At 71.2% G+C, this 19,843-nt stretch carries 23 protein-coding genes; 12 read left to right on the top strand and 11 right to left on the bottom strand.

The features are described 5' to 3' along the window. Window positions 1-66: 66 nt before the first annotated feature. On the bottom strand, window positions 67-618 hold the full coding sequence (locus AWQ68_RS20125; RefSeq protein ID WP_245656005.1) for a GNAT family N-acetyltransferase: 552 nt from the start codon (window positions 616-618) through the stop codon (window positions 67-69). Between the two features lie 233 nt (window positions 619-851). Between AWQ68_RS20125 and AWQ68_RS20120 the strand changes: the two genes are divergently transcribed. The 3 genes from AWQ68_RS20120 to bioB all read left to right on the top strand — a co-directional run bounded on the left by AWQ68_RS20120 (window position 852) and on the right by bioB (window position 4,163). Beyond that, window positions 852-1,832, top strand: a complete 981-nt coding sequence (locus AWQ68_RS20120) for a patatin-like phospholipase family protein (RefSeq protein ID WP_066942428.1) — start codon at window positions 852-854, stop codon at window positions 1,830-1,832. A gap of 327 nt (window positions 1,833-2,159) precedes the next feature. Beyond that, complete coding sequence (locus AWQ68_RS20115) at window positions 2,160-2,846, top strand: hypothetical protein (RefSeq protein ID WP_157545509.1); 687 nt, start codon at window positions 2,160-2,162, stop codon at window positions 2,844-2,846. Window positions 2,847-3,020: 174 nt separating this feature from the next. After that, complete coding sequence (gene bioB / locus AWQ68_RS20110) at window positions 3,021-4,163, top strand: biotin synthase BioB (RefSeq protein ID WP_066942424.1); 1,143 nt, start codon at window positions 3,021-3,023, stop codon at window positions 4,161-4,163. Window positions 4,164-4,214: 51 nt separating this feature from the next. Here bioB and AWQ68_RS20105 read toward each other — a convergent pair whose 3' ends face one another. Further along, entirely contained in the window at window positions 4,215-4,622 is a 408-nt protein-coding gene (locus AWQ68_RS20105) for a four-helix bundle copper-binding protein (RefSeq protein WP_066942421.1), read from the bottom strand. Window positions 4,623-4,922: 300 nt separating this feature from the next. On the opposite strand from AWQ68_RS20105, the gene AWQ68_RS20100 reads away from it, so the two are divergent. Next, window positions 4,923-5,456, top strand: coding sequence for a DUF421 domain-containing protein (locus AWQ68_RS20100; protein ID WP_066942420.1), 534 nt, complete (start codon window positions 4,923-4,925; stop codon window positions 5,454-5,456). 53 nt (window positions 5,457-5,509) lie between these two features. On the opposite strand, the gene AWQ68_RS20095 is transcribed toward AWQ68_RS20100, so the two are convergent. Continuing rightward, window positions 5,510-6,625 (bottom strand): PP2C family protein-serine/threonine phosphatase, encoded by a 1,116-nt coding sequence (locus AWQ68_RS20095; RefSeq protein WP_066942419.1) that lies wholly within the window; start codon window positions 6,623-6,625, stop codon window positions 5,510-5,512. Between the two features lie 104 nt (window positions 6,626-6,729). After that, window positions 6,730-7,107: a response regulator gene (locus AWQ68_RS20090; protein ID WP_066942418.1), complete on the bottom strand. Its 378-nt coding sequence runs from the start codon at window positions 7,105-7,107 to the stop codon at window positions 6,730-6,732. 351 nt (window positions 7,108-7,458) lie between these two features. Between AWQ68_RS20090 and AWQ68_RS20085 the strand changes: the two genes are divergently transcribed. Together AWQ68_RS20085 and AWQ68_RS20080 are read left to right on the top strand one after the other, a co-directional pair. Further along, window positions 7,459-8,058: a mycothiol-dependent nitroreductase Rv2466c family protein gene (locus AWQ68_RS20085; RefSeq protein WP_066942686.1), complete on the top strand. Its 600-nt coding sequence runs from the start codon at window positions 7,459-7,461 to the stop codon at window positions 8,056-8,058. A 17-nt stretch (window positions 8,059-8,075) separates the two neighbouring features. Further along, window positions 8,076-9,371 (top strand): MFS transporter, encoded by a 1,296-nt coding sequence (locus AWQ68_RS20080; RefSeq protein WP_066942416.1) that lies wholly within the window; start codon window positions 8,076-8,078, stop codon window positions 9,369-9,371. Window positions 9,372-9,399: 28 nt separating this feature from the next. On the opposite strand, the gene AWQ68_RS20075 is transcribed toward AWQ68_RS20080, so the two are convergent. Both AWQ68_RS20075 and AWQ68_RS20070 read right to left on the bottom strand, forming a co-directional pair. After that, complete coding sequence (locus AWQ68_RS20075; protein WP_066942415.1) at window positions 9,400-10,566, bottom strand: CU044_5270 family protein; 1,167 nt, start codon at window positions 10,564-10,566, stop codon at window positions 9,400-9,402. After that, window positions 10,559-11,158 (bottom strand): RNA polymerase sigma factor, encoded by a 600-nt coding sequence (locus tag AWQ68_RS20070; RefSeq protein WP_066942414.1) that lies wholly within the window; start codon window positions 11,156-11,158, stop codon window positions 10,559-10,561. Before AWQ68_RS20070 ends, AWQ68_RS20075 begins: the two co-directional genes overlap by 8 nt. A gap of 242 nt (window positions 11,159-11,400) precedes the next feature. Between AWQ68_RS20070 and AWQ68_RS20065 the strand changes: the two genes are divergently transcribed. Further along, window positions 11,401-12,333, top strand: coding sequence for an IS630 family transposase (locus tag AWQ68_RS20065; RefSeq protein ID WP_157545507.1), 933 nt, complete (start codon window positions 11,401-11,403; stop codon window positions 12,331-12,333). Between the two features lie 288 nt (window positions 12,334-12,621). Continuing rightward, window positions 12,622-12,783 carry a hypothetical protein gene (locus tag AWQ68_RS42610; RefSeq protein ID WP_157545505.1) on the top strand — a complete coding sequence of 54 codons (162 nt, stop codon included), beginning with the start codon at window positions 12,622-12,624 and terminating at the stop codon, window positions 12,781-12,783. Between the two features lie 63 nt (window positions 12,784-12,846). Here the strand turns inward: AWQ68_RS42610 and AWQ68_RS20060 are convergent, their stop codons facing one another. After that, entirely contained in the window at window positions 12,847-13,545 is a 699-nt protein-coding gene (locus AWQ68_RS20060) for a TetR/AcrR family transcriptional regulator (RefSeq protein WP_066942413.1), read from the bottom strand. An 89-nt stretch (window positions 13,546-13,634) separates the two neighbouring features. Here AWQ68_RS20060 and AWQ68_RS20055 point away from each other — a divergent pair, with 89 nt between their 5' ends. Genes AWQ68_RS20055 through AWQ68_RS20045 form a run of 3 tightly spaced genes read left to right on the top strand, consistent with a single transcriptional unit; the run spans window position 13,635 to window position 16,567 of the window. Further along, a complete protein-coding gene (locus tag AWQ68_RS20055; protein WP_066942412.1) occupies window positions 13,635-14,582 on the top strand; it encodes a zinc-binding dehydrogenase in 948 nt (315 codons plus the stop codon). Then, window positions 14,579-15,943 (top strand): DHA2 family efflux MFS transporter permease subunit, encoded by a 1,365-nt coding sequence (locus tag AWQ68_RS20050; protein WP_066942411.1) that lies wholly within the window; start codon window positions 14,579-14,581, stop codon window positions 15,941-15,943. Before AWQ68_RS20055 ends, AWQ68_RS20050 begins: the two co-directional genes overlap by 4 nt. Window positions 15,944-15,976: 33 nt before the next feature. Then, window positions 15,977-16,567: an NADPH-dependent FMN reductase gene (locus tag AWQ68_RS20045; RefSeq protein ID WP_066942410.1), complete on the top strand. Its 591-nt coding sequence runs from the start codon at window positions 15,977-15,979 to the stop codon at window positions 16,565-16,567. Between the two features lie 306 nt (window positions 16,568-16,873). On the opposite strand, the gene AWQ68_RS20040 is transcribed toward AWQ68_RS20045, so the two are convergent. The 4 genes from AWQ68_RS20040 to AWQ68_RS20030 form a co-directional block, all read right to left on the bottom strand. Then, complete coding sequence (locus tag AWQ68_RS20040) at window positions 16,874-17,257, bottom strand: hypothetical protein (RefSeq protein ID WP_157545503.1); 384 nt, start codon at window positions 17,255-17,257, stop codon at window positions 16,874-16,876. Between the two features lie 7 nt (window positions 17,258-17,264). Beyond that, window positions 17,265-17,441 carry a hypothetical protein gene (locus tag AWQ68_RS42605; RefSeq protein WP_157545501.1) on the bottom strand — a complete coding sequence of 59 codons (177 nt, stop codon included), beginning with the start codon at window positions 17,439-17,441 and terminating at the stop codon, window positions 17,265-17,267. 184 nt (window positions 17,442-17,625) lie between these two features. Beyond that, window positions 17,626-18,306 carry a phosphatase PAP2 family protein gene (locus AWQ68_RS20035; RefSeq protein WP_066942408.1) on the bottom strand — a complete coding sequence of 227 codons (681 nt, stop codon included), beginning with the start codon at window positions 18,304-18,306 and terminating at the stop codon, window positions 17,626-17,628. A gap of 488 nt (window positions 18,307-18,794) precedes the next feature. Then, window positions 18,795-19,214: a DoxX family protein gene (locus tag AWQ68_RS20030; protein ID WP_066942407.1), complete on the bottom strand. Its 420-nt coding sequence runs from the start codon at window positions 19,212-19,214 to the stop codon at window positions 18,795-18,797. A 73-nt stretch (window positions 19,215-19,287) separates the two neighbouring features. Here AWQ68_RS20030 and AWQ68_RS20025 point away from each other — a divergent pair, with 73 nt between their 5' ends. Beyond that, window positions 19,288-19,785, top strand: coding sequence for a MarR family winged helix-turn-helix transcriptional regulator (locus tag AWQ68_RS20025; protein WP_066942406.1), 498 nt, complete (start codon window positions 19,288-19,290; stop codon window positions 19,783-19,785). The last annotated feature ends 58 nt before the right edge of the window (window positions 19,786-19,843 follow it).

Genomic DNA, 19,843 nt, shown 5'->3' with positions numbered 1-19,843 from the left:
TCGATCAATCCGGGTCAGAGCCGGTTCAGGCGTGGAAAGGCCGGTGGAGCCGCCCGGGGTGTGGGCTCACTCGGCCCCTGGCGTGCCACCCTCCCACGACCGGCGTGCGCGGGCGGCCGGTTGTCGCACCATCAGGATGTCCACGGGGTCCTCACGTTCCACGGTGAATCCGTGCCGTTCGTACAGCCGCCGGGCGGCGCTGCCGCGCAGGACGATCAGGCGGACGGCCATGCCTTCGGCGTCGGTGCGATCCAGCAGCGTTCGCAGAACGGCGGAGCCGAGCCCCCGGCCCTGGACGACCGGGTCGAGGTAGAAGTGCTCCAGCCGGCGCCCGCCCTCGGCCGGCCGTACGGTCACGCACCCGGCGAACGCGCCGTCGGCCACGATGACCGACGTGTACCGCGGCGAGAAGGCGTCCCGCAGCCGCTGCCGGACGCGGTGCTCGTCGAATCGGCCCAACCGTTCCAGGTCGGGACGCAGCACCACCGCCCGCAGCTCCGCGATCACCTCGACGTCCGCCGGTTCGGCGGGACGCAGCGCCCACCTCATCGGACGGCCGGATCCGCTCCCGGGCGCCGCCGGGCCCTGCTGGGTCTCGCTCCCCCTGTTCAGATCCACACGAGAAGTATCGCAGCGGACAATCGCCACCGACTCGGGCCGTCGGTCGGCGGAGCGGTTCGCTACCTTCGTAGTTGATTGCTGCGACACGTACGCGTCCGGTATGGGCCGAACGCGTACGGTGGCTCCCCCCGAGCGTCGCACCTCTTCAGCCCGCCTGCGGGACGCGAGCGAACGACCGCATCCAGGGCATGTCATCAGGCGGGCGGTACGGGGAACCCGGGGGGGAGACCATGACGACAGCGTTCATCTTGTGGGGAGGCGGCAGCCTCGGCGCCGTCCAGGTCGGCATGCTCCGCGCGCTCACCCAGCAGGGGATCCACGCCGACTTGGTGGTGGGCGCGTCGGTGGGCGCGCTCAACGGCGCGTACTACGCCGCGCGGCCCGATGTGGAGGGCGTGGAGGAGCTCGCCCGGTTGTGGCTGTCGGTGAGCAGTCACGACGTCTACCCGCTGAGCAGGTCGGAGGCGCTGCATACCTTCGCGGCCAACCTTCCCTTCCACCCTCTTCGCGGCGTTCTGCAGGCGTTCGGCGCGTTGAACTACGCGTTCCCCCTCAATCCGGTCACGGTCACCGAGGCGATGCTGGGCCGCCGCAACTACCTGTTCGACAACCACTCGATGCGGCGGTTCCTCCAGCGCATACTTCCGATCAGCGATCTGGAGGAGACCCTCGTCCCGCTGTCGGTGCTGACCGCCGACGTCCGTAGCGGACACGCCGTCGTCCTCTCCCGCGGATCGGCCCTGTCAGCCCTGCTCGCCAGCGCCGCCATCCCCGGTCTCTACCCCACCGTCTCCATAGAGGACCGGGTGTTGATGGACGGCGGTGTCGCGGACACGACGACTCTTGACTACGCGGTGGACGCGGGGGTCGACGAGGTGTACCTGCTCGCGCCCGGTTTCTCCTGCCATCTCCCGGCCCCACCGTCCACCGCGATCGCCATGGCGTTGCACGGATACAACCTGCTCAGCGAGCAGCGCATCAGCGCCGCCATCCGGCACAACACGTCACGCACGCGGATGCACGTGCTGCCGCCGCTGTGCCCAGTGGAGGTGTTGCCCATCGACTTCGCGCAGACAGCCGACCTGATCGACCGCGCCACGCGAGCCACGGCGCACTGGCTGGAGCGGCGAGAGCCTCACCCGGGCCTCGCCCGATCCCTGGGCGAACGCCATGCCCGGCATCCGGCCCACGCACACGCCGCGCGCAGGTGATCGACGGGGCGCGGGCCAGGACGGCCTGACCCGGACCGGTCCGGCCGTACCTCGGCGGCCTTCATCGACGCCCTGAACGTGACCGTTACCGACGGCGTGCGGCGGTCAGATCGTCGGCCGTAGGGCGATGACCAGGGCCGATATGCGATCGGATATCTGTTCATTATTGGTAGCAATATTTGACATGCTTTATCGGATATTGCTGGACTTGCTGGCCATGATGCAGACCACACAGCACCTCCGGTGCTCCCGGAGCCGCACGCGAACGCGCCGACGCCGGTGGGGCACGCCCGTGTCGGCTCCGGTTTCGGGCGCCGGGAACGCGCGGTGAATGACGAGCGGGCCGCGCTGGTGAAACGCGCGGCGGCCGCCGCCGTCATGCTGGTCGGCGGAATGGCACTGGCGTTCGCCGCGTACGGCGAGGGCGCCCTGAACATCCTCTTTCTGGTCGTCGTACCGGGACTGCTGGTCGCGGTGTTCGTCCTGCCGCTCCGGTCGGCGGTCCGCCACCGCGGCCTGCGCCGGACCGGGTGGTGGGCCGCCGCTCTGCTGGGCGGCGGGCTGCTGCTCCTGGCCGCGTTCGCGCCGAGGCTCGCGCTGCTGCCGGTGCTCGCTGCCGCGCTGTTCCTGATCCTGGGGTGGCCGTTGACCGCGACCGCCGCCTGCGTGATGGCGGTCGCGGCCGTGAGATCCCTGCGGTCGTCAGGGCCGACGGCGGCCCGGCGGGCGTGGGCGCGGCTGTCGTGGACCTGGCTGCTGGGCCTCCTGGCGACCTACGGATACGGACTCACCCGCCTGGACGCCGAGATGGTGGACGTCAAGGACCGGGTGTGCCGCTTCGACCCGTCACGCCCGGCCGGACCCCGCGGTGGGCAGAGCCTGCTGCCGCTCAGCGACACCTCATGCGGCGCCGACACGGTGCCGGGGTTCGTCAACCCGCTGCTGGCCGTCCTCGCCGCCCTCCTGCTGGTGTGCGTTGCGGGATACATCAGGGCACGGCGCCGGGCGAGATGAACCGGGTGCGCCGTGGTCGCGGGTCGAGGAAGGTCGCCGGCGGGATCGGGCCCGGGCGGCGGCCATAGCGGGACCCGGTGTCGATCACGCTCCGGTACGGACACAATCTTGATCGGTCCGCCTTGTAGGTGCCGGTCCTTGGACCGCTCGCCCGATCGGGTGAGGATCGGCGCCATGGACCTGCTGAACACTCTGGTGGACAAGGGGCTGCGGCGCGAGACGCCGACCCGGGCCGAGGCGCTGGCGGTGCTGGCGACCGGCGACGACGACCTGCTCGACGTGGTGGCCGCCGCCGGCAAGGTGCGCCGGCACTGGTTCGGCCGCCGGGTCAAGCTCAACTACCTCGTCAACCTGAAGTCGGGGCTGTGCCCCGAGGACTGCTCGTACTGCTCGCAGCGGCTGGGGTCGAAGGCGGAGGTCCTGACCTACACGTGGCTGAAGCCGGAGCAGGCGGCGGCCGCCGCCGAGGCGGGCGTGGCGGGCGGCGCCAAGCGGGTGTGCCTGGTGGCGAGCGGACGCGGCCCGACCGGCCGGGACGTGGAGCGGGTCGCCGACACGATCGCCGCGATCAAGGATCGGGACGCGGACGTGGAGATCTGCGTCTGCCTCGGACTCCTGTCCGACGGGCAGGCGGCGCGGCTGCGAGAGGCCGGCGCGCACGCCTACAACCACAACCTCAACACCGCCGAGGCGGTGTACGGCGACATCTGCACCACACACGGGTTCGCCGACCGGGTCGACACCGTACAGCGGGCCCGAGCCGAAGGTCTGTCGGCCTGCTCCGGCCTGATCGCGGGCATGGGCGAGACCGACCAGGACCTGGTGGACGTGGTGTTCGCGCTGCGCGAGCTGGACGTGGACTCGGTCCCGGTGAACTTCCTGATCCCCTTCCAGGGCACCCCGATGGCCGACGAATGGGCCCTGACCCCGCAGCGCTGCCTGCGGATCCTGGCGATGGTGCGGTTCGTCTGCCCGGACATCGAGGTCCGCATCGCCGGCGGCCGGGAGATCCATCTGCGGACGCTGCAGCCGCTCGCGCTGCACATCGCGAACGCGATCTTCCTGGGCGACTACCTGACGAGCGAGGGCCAGGCGGGCAAGGCCGATCTGGACATGATCGCGGACGCGGGCTTCGAGGTGGAGGAGAGGGGAGCCGCCACGCTGCCGGAGCATCGAAGGGACGCGGTCGCCGCCGCAGGCGGTGCGCTCGAACGCGACGGCGACGGCGGGCGGCAGGAAGCCGCCGGATCCGCCCGCGCCGACCTGGTGGCGGTGCGCCGCCGCGGCGCCGGTACGGATCTGCCGCCGAACGCCTGACGTACCGCACGTCCTCGGCCCGCCACCCAGGAGGGCGGCGGGTTCGTGGATCTATCCGTGAATCGCGTCGAGGACCTCACGGCACATGTCCGCGCAGCGACGCGTGGCGTCCGAGCACACCCGGCAGTGAGCGTGGTGCGCCGCATGCTGACTGCACAGCTCGTGGCTGCGCTCGCAGGCGAGCATGCAGGACTGGAACTGTGCGCTGATCAGCCTGTTGTCGGGGCCGCTGCCCCGGGTCAGCACGCGGCGTGTCGTCTCCACGATGTCGGCGCAGTCGAGGTCCCGGCTGATCGCCGACGCCATCTGCAGCGCGTCCTGCTCGCCCAGCATGCCCATCGCGCAGGCGGCGACGACTTCCTCGCACTCCTGGAGGGTGTCGACGACGCGGGCGAGGACCTCGCTGTTCAGACCGGCCTTGCCGGTCACGGTGTCGAACAACTCGCGGGTCTGAGCCATGGCTCCTCCTCATCGAGATGGTCGTCACCTACCACCTTCGCATATCAACATATTTCCGGAGATATCGGGCGGTTGGTGGGGTGTGTGCGGCCGGAGACGCGCCGCTGGCGTGCCGGAACCCCTTCGGCGCGGCCTCGGCTTCCTGAACGGCCCGCGAATCAAGGTCGTCCATGGCGCGTTCCAGTCCTTCACCAGCGGCGATAGCGGCGCCGGGGGCAAGGGGAAGGCCCATCCAGTGGGGGAGGACGGCGGCCGCCCGGCGCCTCGGCCGTGTTTCTCCCGGGATCCTTGGGAGGAACCGTGTCCCTGTTGTTCGGGCAGGTCGCGACCTTGGGGTGGGTGGCCGTCAAGACGCTCCTGCTCTACGTCACCGCCGTGGCCGGCCTCCGGCTGAGCAAGCGACGCATGATCGCCGAGCTGTCGCCGTTCGACTTCGTGGCCGCGGTCGCCGTCGGCGCGATCGTCGGGCGCACCGCGACGGCGTTGGACACCTCCTATCTCACCGGAGCGGCGGCCCTCCTCACGGTGATCGCCGCCCACGCCGCCATAACGCAACTGAGACTGCGCTACCCCTTGCCCCACTGGTTCGATCACGCGCCGCGCGTTCTCGTGGCCGAAGGGAAGATCCAGCCGAGGCAGCTCAGGCGTTCGGGGCTCACCGAGAGGGATCTGTACACGATCCTGCGCCGGCGGGGTGTCATGTCCCTTTCCTCCGTGCGCTATGTGATCTTCGAGCCGAAAGGGGTCATCAGCGTCGTCGGCGGCGGCACCGACGTGGGGGACGTCACCCAGGAAGCGCTGGAGCGCGCGGAACGGCCGGCCGCCGGTGAATGACTCCACGACCTGCTGACGCGGCCGTCCTGGGGACATACGCGGGACCCGGCCGGTCAGTGATCGGGGGCGCGCTGGATGGCGATCATGGCGGCGTCGTCGGTCACGCGTCCGCCGACGTGGGCGAGCAGATCGGCGCGCAGGTGGTGGACGAGCGACGAAGGGCTGTCCCCGCACCAGGAGGCGGCACGCTCGGCGAGCGGGTAGAAGACGCCCCCGGGACTCCGGGCCTCTATGACGCCGTCGGTGTACAGCAGGAGCAGGTCGCCGGGTTCGAGCGCGAAGGTGTCCGCGCGGTAGTCCGGGGTGGTCAGCTCGCCCAGGCCCAGCGGCGGCGCGGGAGACGTGGGATGAAGCGTGGTGACCTGCCGGCCGCGTATCAGCAGGGGCGGCGGGTGTCCGCAGGTCACCATGCGCATCAGCTGCGGCGTGTCCGGGATGTCGACGACCGCGGCGGTGATGAAGCACTCCCCGGCCTTCTCCGGTTCCGAGGATTCGGCCAGGTTCCAGCAGACGCTGCGGTCCAGATAGGTGACGAGATCGGACAGGGAGGCCTGGCGGTGGGCGGCCTCGCGGAAGGTGTAGAGCAGCAGGGCGGCGTCGCTGATCGCGGTCAGGCCCTTGCCCATCACGTCGCCGACGATCAGCCTGGTGGCGTCGGCCGTTCGCGCCGCCGCGTACAGGTCGCCGCCGATCTGCGCCTGTTCCTGCGCCGCCAGATACACCGACGCCACCCGCAGCGGTCCGAGCCGCTGCGGCAACGGCCGGAGCACCACCCGCTGCGCGGCCTCCGACACCGTACGCACCTGCGCCAGTTCACGAACGCGCCGATCTCGCAGGTAGCGGAACGTCGTCACGATCACCGAGACCACCACCAGCGAGATGATCTGCGACTGGAAGTACATCGTGCTCAACAGGTGCTGGTCCAGGATCACCCCGACGGCCACCAGGCCCACGACGGCGATCGCGGCGACCATCGCGGTGGCGAGGGCGCCGGCGAACGACGCGGTGATCGCGGGCGCCACGACCAGCAGCGGTCCCATCGGGATGCCGATGGGGGTCAGCAGGTCGGCAACCACGATGGCCGCGATCAGGCCGAGCGGGAACGCCAGCAGGGCGTCGCTGGCCTGCCAGGGGCGATGCCGGTGCGGTATCAGCCGCCGGGGGCGCATACTTCCTGCTTACACCCGGCCCTGCCGTGCGGTCGCGGCAGGTGCCACGGCGCGGTCCGGAGCGGCGGGATGGGCTGACGAGGTGGGAGAGGCCGGCTGCGCGGTCACGCCGGGGGGCTCGACTGCCGCAGGATCTCTCGGACCGCTCGCCCCGACAGCCCCAGCTTGGGCAGGAACGCGACGGCGGCACTGGCCGCGGTCATGTCCGCGAAGTCCTGCCCGTCGTGGACCGACATCAGAATGACGCGCGGTGGGGCGCCCGTCGCCGCGTCCGCGAGCTCCCCGGCCACGTCGAACCCGCTCTCCTCGCCGAGATCGACGTCGACCAGGACGACATCCGGCCTGAGCTCGGTGTACCGGGCAAGGGCCTCGGCCGCCGTGGCCGCCGTCGCGACGACGGCGATCCCCTCGGCGTCGAGCAGACGGCGAGCGGCCTTCGTGAAGTGATCGCTGTCATCGACGATCAGGCAGCTCGGACGCATGAATCAAGCATCGCAACCGGAGCGGCGAAGGACATCGCAGCCAGCAGGAATCCTGGGGTGCCGTTGCCGCCAAGCCGGGACGGCGGTTTCCCGCAACGAGGACGGGACCTTCGTCGCCCGCCGAGACCCGGGCGGGGCGCCGCGCAGGGACGGCCTCGGGCATCTGCTCGTGGACGGGGGCACCCGTCGTAGCCGGGGACCGGCGGAGGGCATGTTGGCCCGATCAAGTCGATCGAAATTGGCTCTGCCATTGGGCCAAGCGGGACTTTACCTTAATGGTGTCGGACTTCGCCCGCCTGAGGCGAGACCTGGTGACACGAACGAGGAGACGGCGACGTGACGATCGCGGACATGTGGTTCGACCCGAAGTGCCCCTGGGCCTGGATCGCGTCGCGCTGGCTGCTGGAGGTCGAGCAGGTACGCGACGTGAGGGTGCGCTTCCACATCATGAGCCTGGCGATGCTCAACGACGGCCGCGACGACCTGGAGGAGTGGTACCGCGAGTGGCTCCGCGACGCCTGGGGCCCGGTGCGGGTCGCGATCGCCGCCGAACAGAAGTACGGCAGCGAGGTGCTGCGCGATCTCTACACCGCGCTCGGCACCCGGATCCACCTGGAGAAGGCGCCGATCGGCCGCGAACTCTACACCGCCGCGCTGGCCGAGGTCGGCCTGTCCACCGCTCTCGCGGACGCCGCGGACGGCACGGAGCACGACGAGGCGCTGCGGGTCAGCCAGCGGGCGGGCCTGGACCCGGTGGGCGAGGACCTCGGCACGCCGGCGATCCACGTGCCGGGGCCGGACGGCCGGACGATCGCGTTCTTCGGGCCGGTCGTGACGCCGACGCCCCGGGGCGAGGCGGCCGGACGGCTCTGGGACGGCGTGCTCCTGACGGCGGGCACCGAAGGGTTCTCCGAGCTGAAGCGCGTCCGCACCCGTCCGGTCGTCGGCTGAGGGGGGCGAGGGGACCGATGCTCCGCCGGATCCTCCCGCCGCAGGGACCCCCGCGCCTGCTCGCGCTGGCCCAGCTCGCCAGCGCCGTGGGCGACGGCGCGTTCATCGTGTGCTCGGCGCTGTTCTTCACCCGGATCGTGGGGCTGTCGCCGACCCAGGTCGGCTTCGGCCTGACGCTCGGCTGGGGCGTCGGCTCCGTGGCCGGGATCCCGCTCGGCCACCTCGCCGACCGGCGGGGGCCCCGGGGCACGGCGATCCTGCTGGCGGTCGCGACCGCCGCGGCGGTCGGATCGTTCCTCCTCGTCCGGTCGCCCTGGGCGTTCGCGGTGGCGGCCTGCCTGTACGCGAGCTGCCAGTCCGGGCTCACCGCCGCCCGGCAGGCGCTGCTCGCCGGGCTTGTGGACCGGGAGCGGCGGACCGAGGTCCGCGCCTACCTCCAGTCGACGGTCAACGGAGGGCTGGCGATCGGTGCGGCGCTCGGCGGGGTGGCCCTGCAGCTCGACACCCGCGAGGCATATCTCACGATCTTCACCATTGACGCGGCGAGCTTCCTGGTGGCCGCCCTGGTGCTGCGCCGGCTGCCCGCCGTGGCGGTCCCCGCCGCTCCGGCGCCGGGGGCATCGCCGGTCGTCGCCGCGGGTCCGAAGCTCGCCGTGCTGCGGGATCGGCCGTACGCGCTGGTCACGTTCCTCAACACGATCATGATGCTGTACATGCCGCTGCTCAGCCTGGTGTTGCCGCTGTGGATCGTGGGGCACACATCGGCCCCGCACTGGACGGTGTCGGCACTGCTGATCGTCAACACGGCGAGCGTCGTGCTGTTCCAGGTGCGGGTGGCCCGCGGGGTGACCAGTCTGCGCACCGCGTCGCGATTCGTCCGGCGCTCCGGCGCGGTCATGCTCGCCGCGTGCGCCGTCTTCGCAGTGTCGGCCGCGGGCACCTCGGCCTGGACGGCCGCGGCCGTCCTGCTCGCGGGCGCCGCTCTGCAGGTGATCGGTGAGATGACGCTGTCGGCGGGCGCGTGGGAGATCGGCTTCGGCCTCGCGCCCTCGGACAAGCAGGGCCAGTACCAGGGCTTCTTCGGCAGCGGCGCGGCGATCGCCCGAATGTTGGGGCCGGTGCTGCTGACCACGCTGGTCATGGGCCATGGGACGACCGGCTGGCTGCTGCTCGGCGGCCTGTTCCTGGCGGCGGGCGCGGCGATGGGTCCGGCCGTCCGCTGGGCGGAGCGCACCCGGGCGACAGAGCCGCCCGAGCCTGGCGACGCACCGGAGACCGCCGGACCGGAGCCCCTGCCGGCGCGGGGCTGCTGAGTCCGGCGGCCACGAAGCCCCGGGACGATCAGAAGTACAGGGGGGCGCGGAGTCTGGTCCGCTTGGCCGGCAGGTCGGGCTCTCCGTCCCTCCAGCCGGTCTGCTCGATCGCACGGAAGGAGAAGACGTCCCCCGCCCGCTGCTCGTCGGTGGTCGTGCCGGCGACCAGATCGAACGAGAGCGGCTTCCCGGAGCCGGGATCGATCACCAGCCGCTCCTTCCTCGGCACTCCCTTCTCGATCCGGGTGATGGCCTGACCGGTACGGCCCAGCGGGTCCACGACCTCGCCCGTCGCCGTCACCCCGGGCAACGAGGCGAGCATCTCGTAGACGGCGGACGTGACCTCCGGCGAGATCGGGGTATTGGTGACGAGGTTCGTGCCGATGTCGAACAGGTACTGGCCGATGTCGGGGTCGGCGTCGTTCGTCCGCTTGATCTCCTTCGCTACGAGGGGCTCCAGGTAGGCGCGGAGCTTCTCGCCGGTCGTCGGCAGCTTCTCCAAATCGGCCAGCGTCATCGGGGTGGTGGGCAGGAGACGCCCGACCGAGCCGCCGCTGGGCCACTGATACGCCTGTGGTTCGCCCGGCTCGGCCCGGTACTCCTCGCTCGGGGTCCTGACGGTCTTTCCCCCCTTCACGATCTCTTCGGAAGGGTACGTCCAGACCGTCGGCGCTCCGGCGGCGCGCCACGCCTCCTCGTCCGCCGGCGTCGCGGGCGCCGCGCCGAGATACCGCGTGATCACCCAGGTGGGCTTGTCCGCCGCCCGGGGAACCCACATCTCGAAGGAGTACGTCAGGAGCAGCGTGTAGCGGCCGGTGGGGTCCTTCTCCAGGCTGCCCCGGCGGATGCGCTGCACCCAGTGGTCGCCGTCCGCCGTGTTCCTGATCGCGTTCGCGGCGGTCAGGAGGATCTGCCGGGCCGACAGCCGCTCGGCCGGGGCGGTGGCGGTGATCGGCGGCCGGAGGTGCTGTGGGGACACCCCTGAGGCGATCACCACGGCGGCCGCGGCGGCGACGCCGAGGAGCCCGGCGGCCAGGGCCGTCCATCTGGCGGTTCTGAGCCCTGTGCGGCGTACCCGGGCAGGCGCCGGGGCGTCGCCGAGGGCGGCCAGCAGCCGGGCGCGGCCGGCTTCCACGACCTCCTCGCTCGGCGGGGACGCGGACAGCAGGTCGCGGACATTCGTCAGGTCATCCATGGGTCTCTCCGAGCATGGGGTTGACGTCGCCGAAGCGGGCCCGAAGCTTTCTGCGGACCCGGTTGAGCCGGGACCCGACCGTCCCGAAGGGGATGTCCAGCGCCTGGGCCACCTCCTCGTAGGTCAGCTCGGCGAGCGCGACGAGCACCAGCACGTCGCGGTCGCCGTCCGGAAGGTCGCCGATGGCCGCCGCGAGCTGTCCCTGTGCGCTCGCCGCGGTCACCCGGGTGGCGACCAGGTCCTCGTGGCCGTGCTCCGCGGTGGTGTCCCGCGGTGTCCGCCGGAGCGCCTCCAGCCTCCGCGTCTCGCTCCTGCGGTGCTGCGCCACGAGATTGGTGGCGATGCCGTACAGCCAGGGCCGTACGGATCCGCGCGCCGGGTCGAAGCTGTCCCGTTTGCGAAAGGCGACGAGGAAGACCTCGGCGGCCAGATCGTCGGCGATCTGGCCGCCCAGCCGCCCGCTGATGTAGGCGTATATTTCCCGGAAATATCGGTCGTACAGCTCCGCGAAACGGTCGGGACGGCGGCGGGACTGCGCGATCAGGGCCGCGTCGTCGATCACGGCGGACAGCCCGTCTCTCTCCGATGTCACGGGCCCTCCTCGTCCGTCCGGCGACCGGGGCCGCGTCTACTCGTGCCGTCGGGCAGGGGGCGCCCCTTCAGTGTGATCACACCCTGTACTCCGCCGCGGAGCCGATTTCCCTTCACGCCTTCTCCGTCAGGCCCCGTCAGGTTCCTGAACACGGATGCCTCTGCGCGCACGCCACCCTGGCCGCGGTCGGCCTCGCCGCGCTGGTGCTCCGCTCCTCCCAGGCGCCCGGACATTACCTTTTGATGCAGGTCAGCGACGACTACGTGCGTGATGTCATCCACGCCGTCAACGAGAAGGGGTTCGACGCGCTGGACCCAAAATGGAACGGGGGCCGTCCACCGTCGATCAGTCCTGAAGTGCGTGAGCACATCTGCCTGATCGCCAAGACGGTCCCCGCCGAATGGGGCATCACCGGACACTCCACCTGGAGTCTGCGCACCCTGGCCGAGCACCTCATCACCCGCGGGGTGGTGGCGGCGATCAGCCGTGAGCACCTGCGGCGGATCCTCCGCAAAGGCGGGGTGACCTGGCAGACCACCACGACGTGGAAGTCCTCCACCGACCCGCACTTCATCGCCAAGATGCAGCGCGTCCTGGACCTCTACGATCACCTGCCCGGCGATGGGCGGGTGATCTGTCTTGATGAGTTCGGGCCGTTGAACCTGATGCCTCGAAAGGGCAAGCGGTGGCGGCCGGCGGGTTCGCCGGCCCGGCTGCGGGCCACCTACCACCGCTACAACGGCGTCATGCACATGATCGCCGCGCTCGATCTGGCCACCGGCAAGCTGTATTACCGGATCCGCCTGCGCAAGCGCTGGCGGGAGGTGTTGTCGTTCCTCAAGACGCTGCGGGCTCGCTGGCCCGGCGAGAAGCTGTATGTGATCGCCGACAACCACTCGCCCCACAAACACCCCCCGGTCCGCGCCTGTGCAGTCGGCAATGATGTTGAGCTGGTGTTCCTGCCGACCTACGGTTCCTGGTTGAACTGGATCGAGTCGGAGTTCGCCGCGCTGCGCTACTACGCGCTGAACGGCACCGACCATCGCAGTCATGACGAGCAGAACGCGGCGATCGGTGCCTACGTGCGCTGGCGCAACGCCCGCGCATGGCGGCCAGGTCGGCGAGCGCGGCACATGCTCGGCAGAGGTCGGGACCGGCGTCGGTGCGGGCGATGATGGTGTCGACGGCTCGTCGTGCGGAGGTGGCGACCTGCTCGGCCAGGTGGTGCGCCGGCGCGGTGGCGGTCGCCGGCGCGCTGCGGATCCGTAGCCGCGCTGGCGGCATGCCTGAGAGCAGAAGCGGGCCCGGCGGCCGGTGCTGGTGCGCTGGAGGAGGCCGCCGCATCCCTCGCATTCCCCGGGTTCAGGGCCAAGCTGCGTCGCTGTCGGGGTTTCGTCACGCTCGTCGGCTCAGCTCAGCGCCGCCAGCCTCGGCGGCCCATCCTGGGCGGGTGGGCGCACCCCGTGATGGACTTTGCCCTCGCTCTCATAGAGGTCACGCTCGTGGTCTCGGTCGTGTGGGCCGCACTCTTCGGCTCGACGACGGTGTGCGAGCGAGCGTTCCGGCTGCTGCGCTGGGTGGCCGACCGGCCAGAACCCCGCACTCCCCGGCGTGGGCCCAGCTGAGGTGACCGCCGGCCGGGAATCGTTGATCACGGGTTGGTCGCTGGATCGAGACCTGGGAAGCGATCAGGCGCTCGTCGATGACGCGCGGCGTGATTGGCCGGTTTCGTGTGCCCAGCGTTCGGTGAAGAGCTGGTCAGTGGGCGGGTTGCCGGGTAGCGGACGCGAGTGGCAGGCGCGCAGGCCGTCCACGGCGATGGCGAGAACGCGCTTGTGAGCGTCGGCGGCGGCTTGGATGAGGTCCTCGCGGCCCTGCTTGCGCAGCTGGTCCAGGGCGGGCGATCTGCCGAACTGCTCGATCAGCAGCGAGATGTCGACGGCAGTGACGTCCGGCCTGAGCACGCGGGCCTGGTGGGCGCGCGCGACGAGCGCGGCGAGCAGTTCATCCGAGCGGTCGGACTTGGCCCGCATCTCCTTGGTGACCTCGATGGTGCCGGCGATCGGGGCGAGCGAACCTTGGCCGAACTCGGCGCAGGTGACGATGAAGGAGGCCAGCCCTTCCCATGGATCGTCCTCGGCGAGACCTCGTTCGGCGGCTTGATTCCAGTTGTCGAGGGACAGTTCGGCCAGCCGCTGGAAGAGCTCCTCCTTCGTGCGGTAGCGGCGGTAGAGGCTGCCTATGCCGACCCCGGCGGCCGCTGCGATGGCTGCGACCGAAGCGTGTCCCCCGTCGGCCGCCAGCACCTGGCGCGCCGCCCGCAGGAGGGCCCGGTCGTTGCGCTCGGCTTCCGCCTGCCGGGGACCGCGGCGCTTGGATTCGGTCATGTCGGCAGCATACCGAACTTGCGGAGCGAATTACTCCGGTTATAAGGTCCTTCCAATCGGAGCATTTTGCTCCTATTGAGGAGGCAGTCATGCATGCTGTGGTCATGGACCGCTTCGGCGGGCCGGAGGTGCTGCGCATCCGGGAGGTCGAAGACCCGGTGCCGGGGCCGGGGCAGGTGCTCGTGGCGGTGGACTATGCCGGGATCACGTACGTCGAGACCCAGGTGCGGGCCGGTCGCGGTCCCGCGGCCCACCAGCGGCCACCGCTTCCGCGCATCCCCGGAAACGGGGTGGGCGGGCGCGTCTCGGCTGTCGGCCCGGGGGCGGATGCCGCGCTGGTCGGACAGACCGTGGTGACCACGACAGGCGGCACCGGCGGCTATGCGGAGCTGGCCGTGGCCCGGGCGCAGGACCTCGTCCCCGTCCCGGCGGAGGTGACGCTACGGGATGCGGTGGCGCTGCTGGCCGATGGGCGGACAGCGGTGCTCCTGCACCGGCAGGCCGAGGTGCGTCCGGGCGAGTGGGTGCTGGTGGAGGCGGCCGCCGGTGGTGTCGGCAGTCTGCTGGTCCAGCTGGCCGCCGCCTCGGGGGCGAAGGTGGTCGGCGCCGCCCGCGGTCCGGGCAAGGAGGCGTTGGTCACCTCGCTGGGTGCTCTCGCTTACGTGGACTACTCCACGCCGGGGTGGGAACGCGAGGTCGCCGAGATGAGCGGAGGCGTCGATCTCGTCTTCGACGGAGTCGGCGGCATCGTGGGCGCGCAGGGCATGCGCGCCGTGCGGCCCGGCGGCCGGGCCAGTGTGTACGGCATGGCCTCCGGCTCCTGGACGGAGCCGGCCACTCATGTGACGGTCGTCCCCGACGGTGGCGTGCCCGCTCCGGCCGAGATCCGGGCGCTGGCCGAGGAGGCGCTCGCGCACGCCGCGGCCGGTCGGCTGCGCCCGGTCGTCGGCCAGACCTACCCTCTGTCCGAGGCCGCCGAGGCGCACCGGGCGATCGAAGCCCGCGCCACGATCGGCAAGACCCTGCTGATCCCGTGAGCACGCCGAGCGCAAGCCTGGCCTCCTCTGCCACGACCGTCCGCGCGCTCCTGCCGCTGACCGCGACGGTCCTGGTGGGCGCGATGGCAGCGCTGCTGGACACCACGATCGTCGCGGTGGCGCTGGACGAGCTGGCCAGGGACCTGGCCGCGCCGGTGACGGTGATCCAGTGGGTCACCACCTCCTACGTGCTGGCGATGACCGCCGTCATTCCGCTGGTGGGCTGGTCGGTCGGCCGCTTCGGCGCCCGCGCCGTGTGGCTGACGGCCCTGGGGCTGTTCCTGCTCGGGTCGCTCCTGTGCGGCGGCGCGTGGTCGACGGGCTCGCTCATCGCCTTCCGGACGCTGCAAGGGCTGGGCGGCGGCATGATCCTTCCCGTGACGCAGCTCGTCCTGGCCCGGGCCGCGGGACCGGAACGCCTGGGCCGGGTGATGGGCAAGGTCGGTTTCGTCGGGCAGATCGCCCCGATCTCCGGGCCTGTGCTGGGCGGCGTGCTGATCGACGCCTGGGGCTGGCGCTGGGTCTTTCTCGTCAACGTGCCGCTCGTCCTGGTCTCGCTGGCCATGACGTGGCGGTGGTTCCCCCCGGATGAGGAACGCGACGGACGTCGTCTCGACCTTGTCGGGCTGCTCCTGCTGCCGGCCGGAGTGGTCGCCCTGCTGCACGCGCTGACCGGGCTGGGGACGCAGGCCGGGATCGGGGCCGCGACCCTGACGGCGGTGGCAGGGGCCGGGCTCCTGACCGCGTTCATCACACGCTCGCTCCGCCGGACTGGGGCGAGCCTGCTCGACCTGCGGCTCTTCGCCGACCGCGCCTTCCGGTCGGGGACGGTCATGATGTTCGTCCTCGGCGTCACGAACTGGGGGCCGATGTTCCTGCTGCCGCTGTACTACCAGCGCCTGCATAGCCTCTCCGCGCTCGACGCGGGGCTGGCGCTCGCCCCTCAAACCCTCGGTATCGCACTGGCGTCCCTGCTGGTCGGGCGGTACGCCGACCGTCTGCCGCCGCGTCCGCTGGCTCTCGCCGGGATGGCCGCGGCCACGGTGGGCACCCTTCCGTTCGTCCTCGCCACCCCCGGCAACGGCACCCTCCCGCTGAGCGTGGCGTTGCTCCTGCGCGGAGTCGGATTCGGCGTCGCCAGCCTGCCGGTCAGCGTCGCCGTCTACCGCACCCTGCGCCCGGCCGCCATGCCGCACGCCACCAGCGCCAGCACCATCGTGCAACGGATCGGCGCCGCCACCGGCACCGCGCTGATGGCCGTCGTCCTCCAGGCCGGCGGCTTCACCCCAGCCCTCGCCTGGATGTTCATCCTCACCGTGACCGGCCTGGTCATGGCCGCAAGCCTGCCCGGCCGCAAATGATCGGCACTTGTCGAACCCACCAAGGACGTATTCATGATCAAAGTAGGCATCATCATCGGCAGCACCCGCCCGGGACGCAACGGCGAGGCCGTAGCACGCTGGGTTCACGATCTGGCGGCCGGACGGGACGACGCCTCGTTCGAGATCGTCGACCTCAAGGAGTTCCACCTGCCGCACCTGGACGAGGCGCTGCCACCGGCGACGGGCCGCTACGCCAACGCGCACACCAGGGCCTGGGCCGACAAGATCGCGTCCTTTGACGCGTACGTGTTCGTCACCCCCGAGTACAACCACTCGACGTCAGGCGTACTGAAGAACGCCATCGACTTCCTGTACGCCGAATGGAACAACAAAGCCGCCGCCTTCGTCGGCTATGGCAGTGCGGGAGGTGTCCGAGCTGTGGAGCACCTGCGCCTGATCATGGGTGAACTGCACGTCGCCGACGTACGCACCCAGATCGCGCTGTCCCTGGCCACGGACTTCGAGAACTTCCACGTCCTTACCCCAGCGGCCCACCACGCCGATACGGTCACCGCCATGCTGGACGAGCTCCTCGCCTGGGGCGGTGCCTTGAAGACACTGCGTGACACGTGGCAGGCGAAAGGCATGTCGAGGACCGCGTAGGAACCGCGCCCACTCCAGGCCCGGTCCGCCAGGTGTGTGCGGCCGCCCCCGAGCACCAGGCCCGTTACGTCCTACCCCGGGCCGGGGTTTACCGGGTGGCTGCGCGGTGTGCCGCCGCCATCCCGCCATGGCGGGCAGCGCCTGGGCGGCTTGTCCGGCGCGTCCGCGCGCTGCCGGGCCGGCCGGTGCGATTCCGCTCGGCCTCGGCGTCCGTACCACGCTGGAATGACAGACCGAATCACCGGTCAGCCACGCCATCCCTCGCCGGGGCGTCAGGCGGCGGACGCCACCGGCGGTGGGACGCTCTCAGTGGTCGTGGCGGGTCTCCGCTTCGACCAGCCACCGCGGTTTCGCGCGGCGCGGCGGCCGGTACAGCCGCTTCACCGCGATCCCGCCGAACACCAGCGAGGCGAAGATGAACAGGCCCATGAGGGCGTCGAGCGTCTCCTGCCCCGAGACCCAGGTGTAGGCGGACATGATCGCCCACATGGACAGCATGATCGCACCGGGTAGCTGGGCGAAGGGCAGGTTGCGCCACTCCTTCGCGTTGTCCTCGTCGAAGTAGCGGCACGCCCAGGAGCTCTCCGGCCCGCCGCGGACGAACCGGACGTGGTTGACGAACCCGATGATCGCCAGCAGGGCGGTGACGAGCACCACCCACACCGGCGCGTGCGGGTACCCCACTGCCACGCTGCTCTCATCCAAAGAGACGGTGCCATCCCTTCTTGATTCCGGAGCCGACCGACTTGGCGACGCTGATCGCCGGGCCGCGCAGCTTGTCGTAGCCTGCGATCAACGTGTCGCCCGCCAGGCCGCCGACGACGCCGCCGACGTAGGCGCCCGCGGGCTCCGCAGACGGCGGCGAGCACGACACCGGGGCTGCGCGGCTGCCACGATACTGGCCCCGGCGTAGGAGCCGCCGGCCACGGCCGCTCCACGGATCCCCGCCCGGACGACCTTCTCGCCGGCCTCCGTAGGCGGCGACGAACGATCCGTGGTCGAGCTCACCGCCGACGTCGCCGTCGGCGGTGCCGCCTCACCGGGACCGGACGGGGTCATCAGGTGTCGTCGCCCGCGTTCCCGGATCGCCGTCGATCCGCCGGGCGCCCGAGGGGGAGCGGCACCCGGCCGAGCCAGCGATCGACGCTGTCCCGCAGCGCGATGACGGCCGAGGTTCCGGCGGAGCCGGCCAGCATCCCGCCGATCACGTCGGTGGGGTAGTGGACGCCGAGATACACGCGCGCGAACGCCTGCGCGACCACCAGGACGGCCCCGACGGACACGACGAGGGAAAAGCGGTGGGTGCCGGCGGCGAGGAAGGCCGCGGCGACGACCAGTGAGAGCGTCAGGGTGACGTGCCCGCTGGGAAAGCTGTCGTGACCGATCAAGTGGACGAGCTGGCCCGCCGCCGGCGGGCGGGGCCGGGCGATGATCCGCTTGAAGACCGAGCCGGTGGCCCAGCCGATCGTGACGATCAGGGTGACGAGCACGGCCGTACGGGCGCGTCCCATCAGGGCGAGCGTGACCGCGAGGAGCACGACGGTCGCGAACCCGGCCAGGGGGATGAAGGCGTAGTTGAGAGCGTCGGCGATCAGCGTCAGGGCCGGGGTGCGCAGCGTCTTCACGGCCTCGTCGGCGCGCAGGTCGTGCTCGGTGACCAGCGGCGTACGCGCGGCGACCCCGAGCAGGCCCGTCGCGACGACGAGGACCGCCGGCACACGCAGACGCTTGACGAGCACGGAACTCCTTGGTCGCGGATCGGGCCGGAGACGCCTCGCCCACGCCGTCACGACACCGCGTAGGTCCGTCGGGACGGCTTCATGGCAGAGCGCGCTCGGCGGAGAGCCGACGTCCCTGGTCAGGACAGGGACGAGCATATGTGACGGCCGTCACGCGGCGAGGGAGCCGGGGCCACGGTCGCGACTTCGGCCAGGAAGGCCGTCCGAGTGCTCGGCACGGCGCGCGGCCGGGACTCTCACCTCACCCGGGGCAGGCATTCGGTTCGCCCGGTGGTCGCGATGTTCCGGCCGGCCATGTCGAGGCGGGCGCCGGCTCGTACGCCGTGCGCGGCTCGCCCGAGAATCGCTCGGCCGGGCCCGCCGTGGCATCCAGGGACGCTGCCCGCCCACTGCCCGTGTGGCTCACACGGGCCGGGCTTGATCGATAAGACGGCCTCCGGTTGTCGTGGAGAAATCGTCACGACAATCGGAGGCCGTCGCGGTTCGTCTCACGCGCCCGACCGGCCGCGCCTCCCCCAGAGGGCGTCGAGGGCGAGCGTCCCGCCTCCGCTGAAGCCGATCGCCAGGGCCGCCACGGCGAGGGCGAGGACGAACTCGTAGCCGCCCTTGTCCACCGTGAAGCCGTTCCCGCCGTGGACGAAGGCGATCGCGCCGAGCATGTCGAGCGCGAGCAGGGTCCCGACGACCGGCAGGGCGGCGCCGAGGATGAGGGCGGCGCCGCCGGCCAGCTCCAGCACGGTGACCGCCGGCGCCGCCAGACCGGGCAAGGGGATTCCGATCTGCTCGAAGAACGCCGTGGTGCCGGACAAGCCCATGGTCGTGAGCTTCTGCCAGCCGTGGACGAGGAAGATGATCCCGATGCCGACCCGGCCGATCAGCAGGGCGACGGGTCGAATCCGCGCGAGCATGGAGGTCCTTTCGTTCGAATTTGCACCAAACCTAGCGGCTGGTTCAAATTTGAACAAACCGTAGACTGGGGGAGTGACGGAACCCCCTTGGCTCAACGCGCGGGAGATGGACGCCTGGCTGGCCTACCTGACCGCGTCGCACCTGCTGGAACGCCGAATCGAGGAACAGCTCAAGGCCGACTCGGGGCTGACCCACCCGCAGTACGAGATCCTCGCCCGGCTCTCGTCCGCCCCGGACCAGCGGATGCGGATGACCGAGCTGGCCCGCCTGGTGGTCGTCTCCAAGAGCGGGCTCACGTACCAGGTCGGCCAGCTCGAGAAGATCGGGCTGGTCGAGCGGGTCGCCTGCCCCTCGGACGAGCGGGGCGTCATGGCGGTGCTCACCAGTGAGGGAGTGCGCTGCCTGGAGAAGACCGCGCCGGGTCACCTGGCCGTCGTCCGCGCCTTCCTGATCGACCACTTCAGCCCGGAAGAGTTGACGTCCATGACGCGGATCATGCGGAAGGTCGCGTCGGCGATGGGGGCCGCCGTGCCGCCCTCCGGAACATCGGTCGGACCCGGGCAGGGATGAGCCGGCCGGCTCGCCTCCCGGAGCTGCTTGCGATTCGCCGTCGGTAGCCGCCCGCCAA

Source organism: Microtetraspora fusca, assembly GCF_001570365.1.
Taxonomy (GTDB): domain Bacteria; phylum Actinomycetota; class Actinomycetes; order Streptosporangiales; family Streptosporangiaceae; genus Microtetraspora; species Microtetraspora fusca.
Note: the sequence above shows the minus strand (reverse complement) of the source record. Positions and strands in the feature narration are given on the sequence as shown.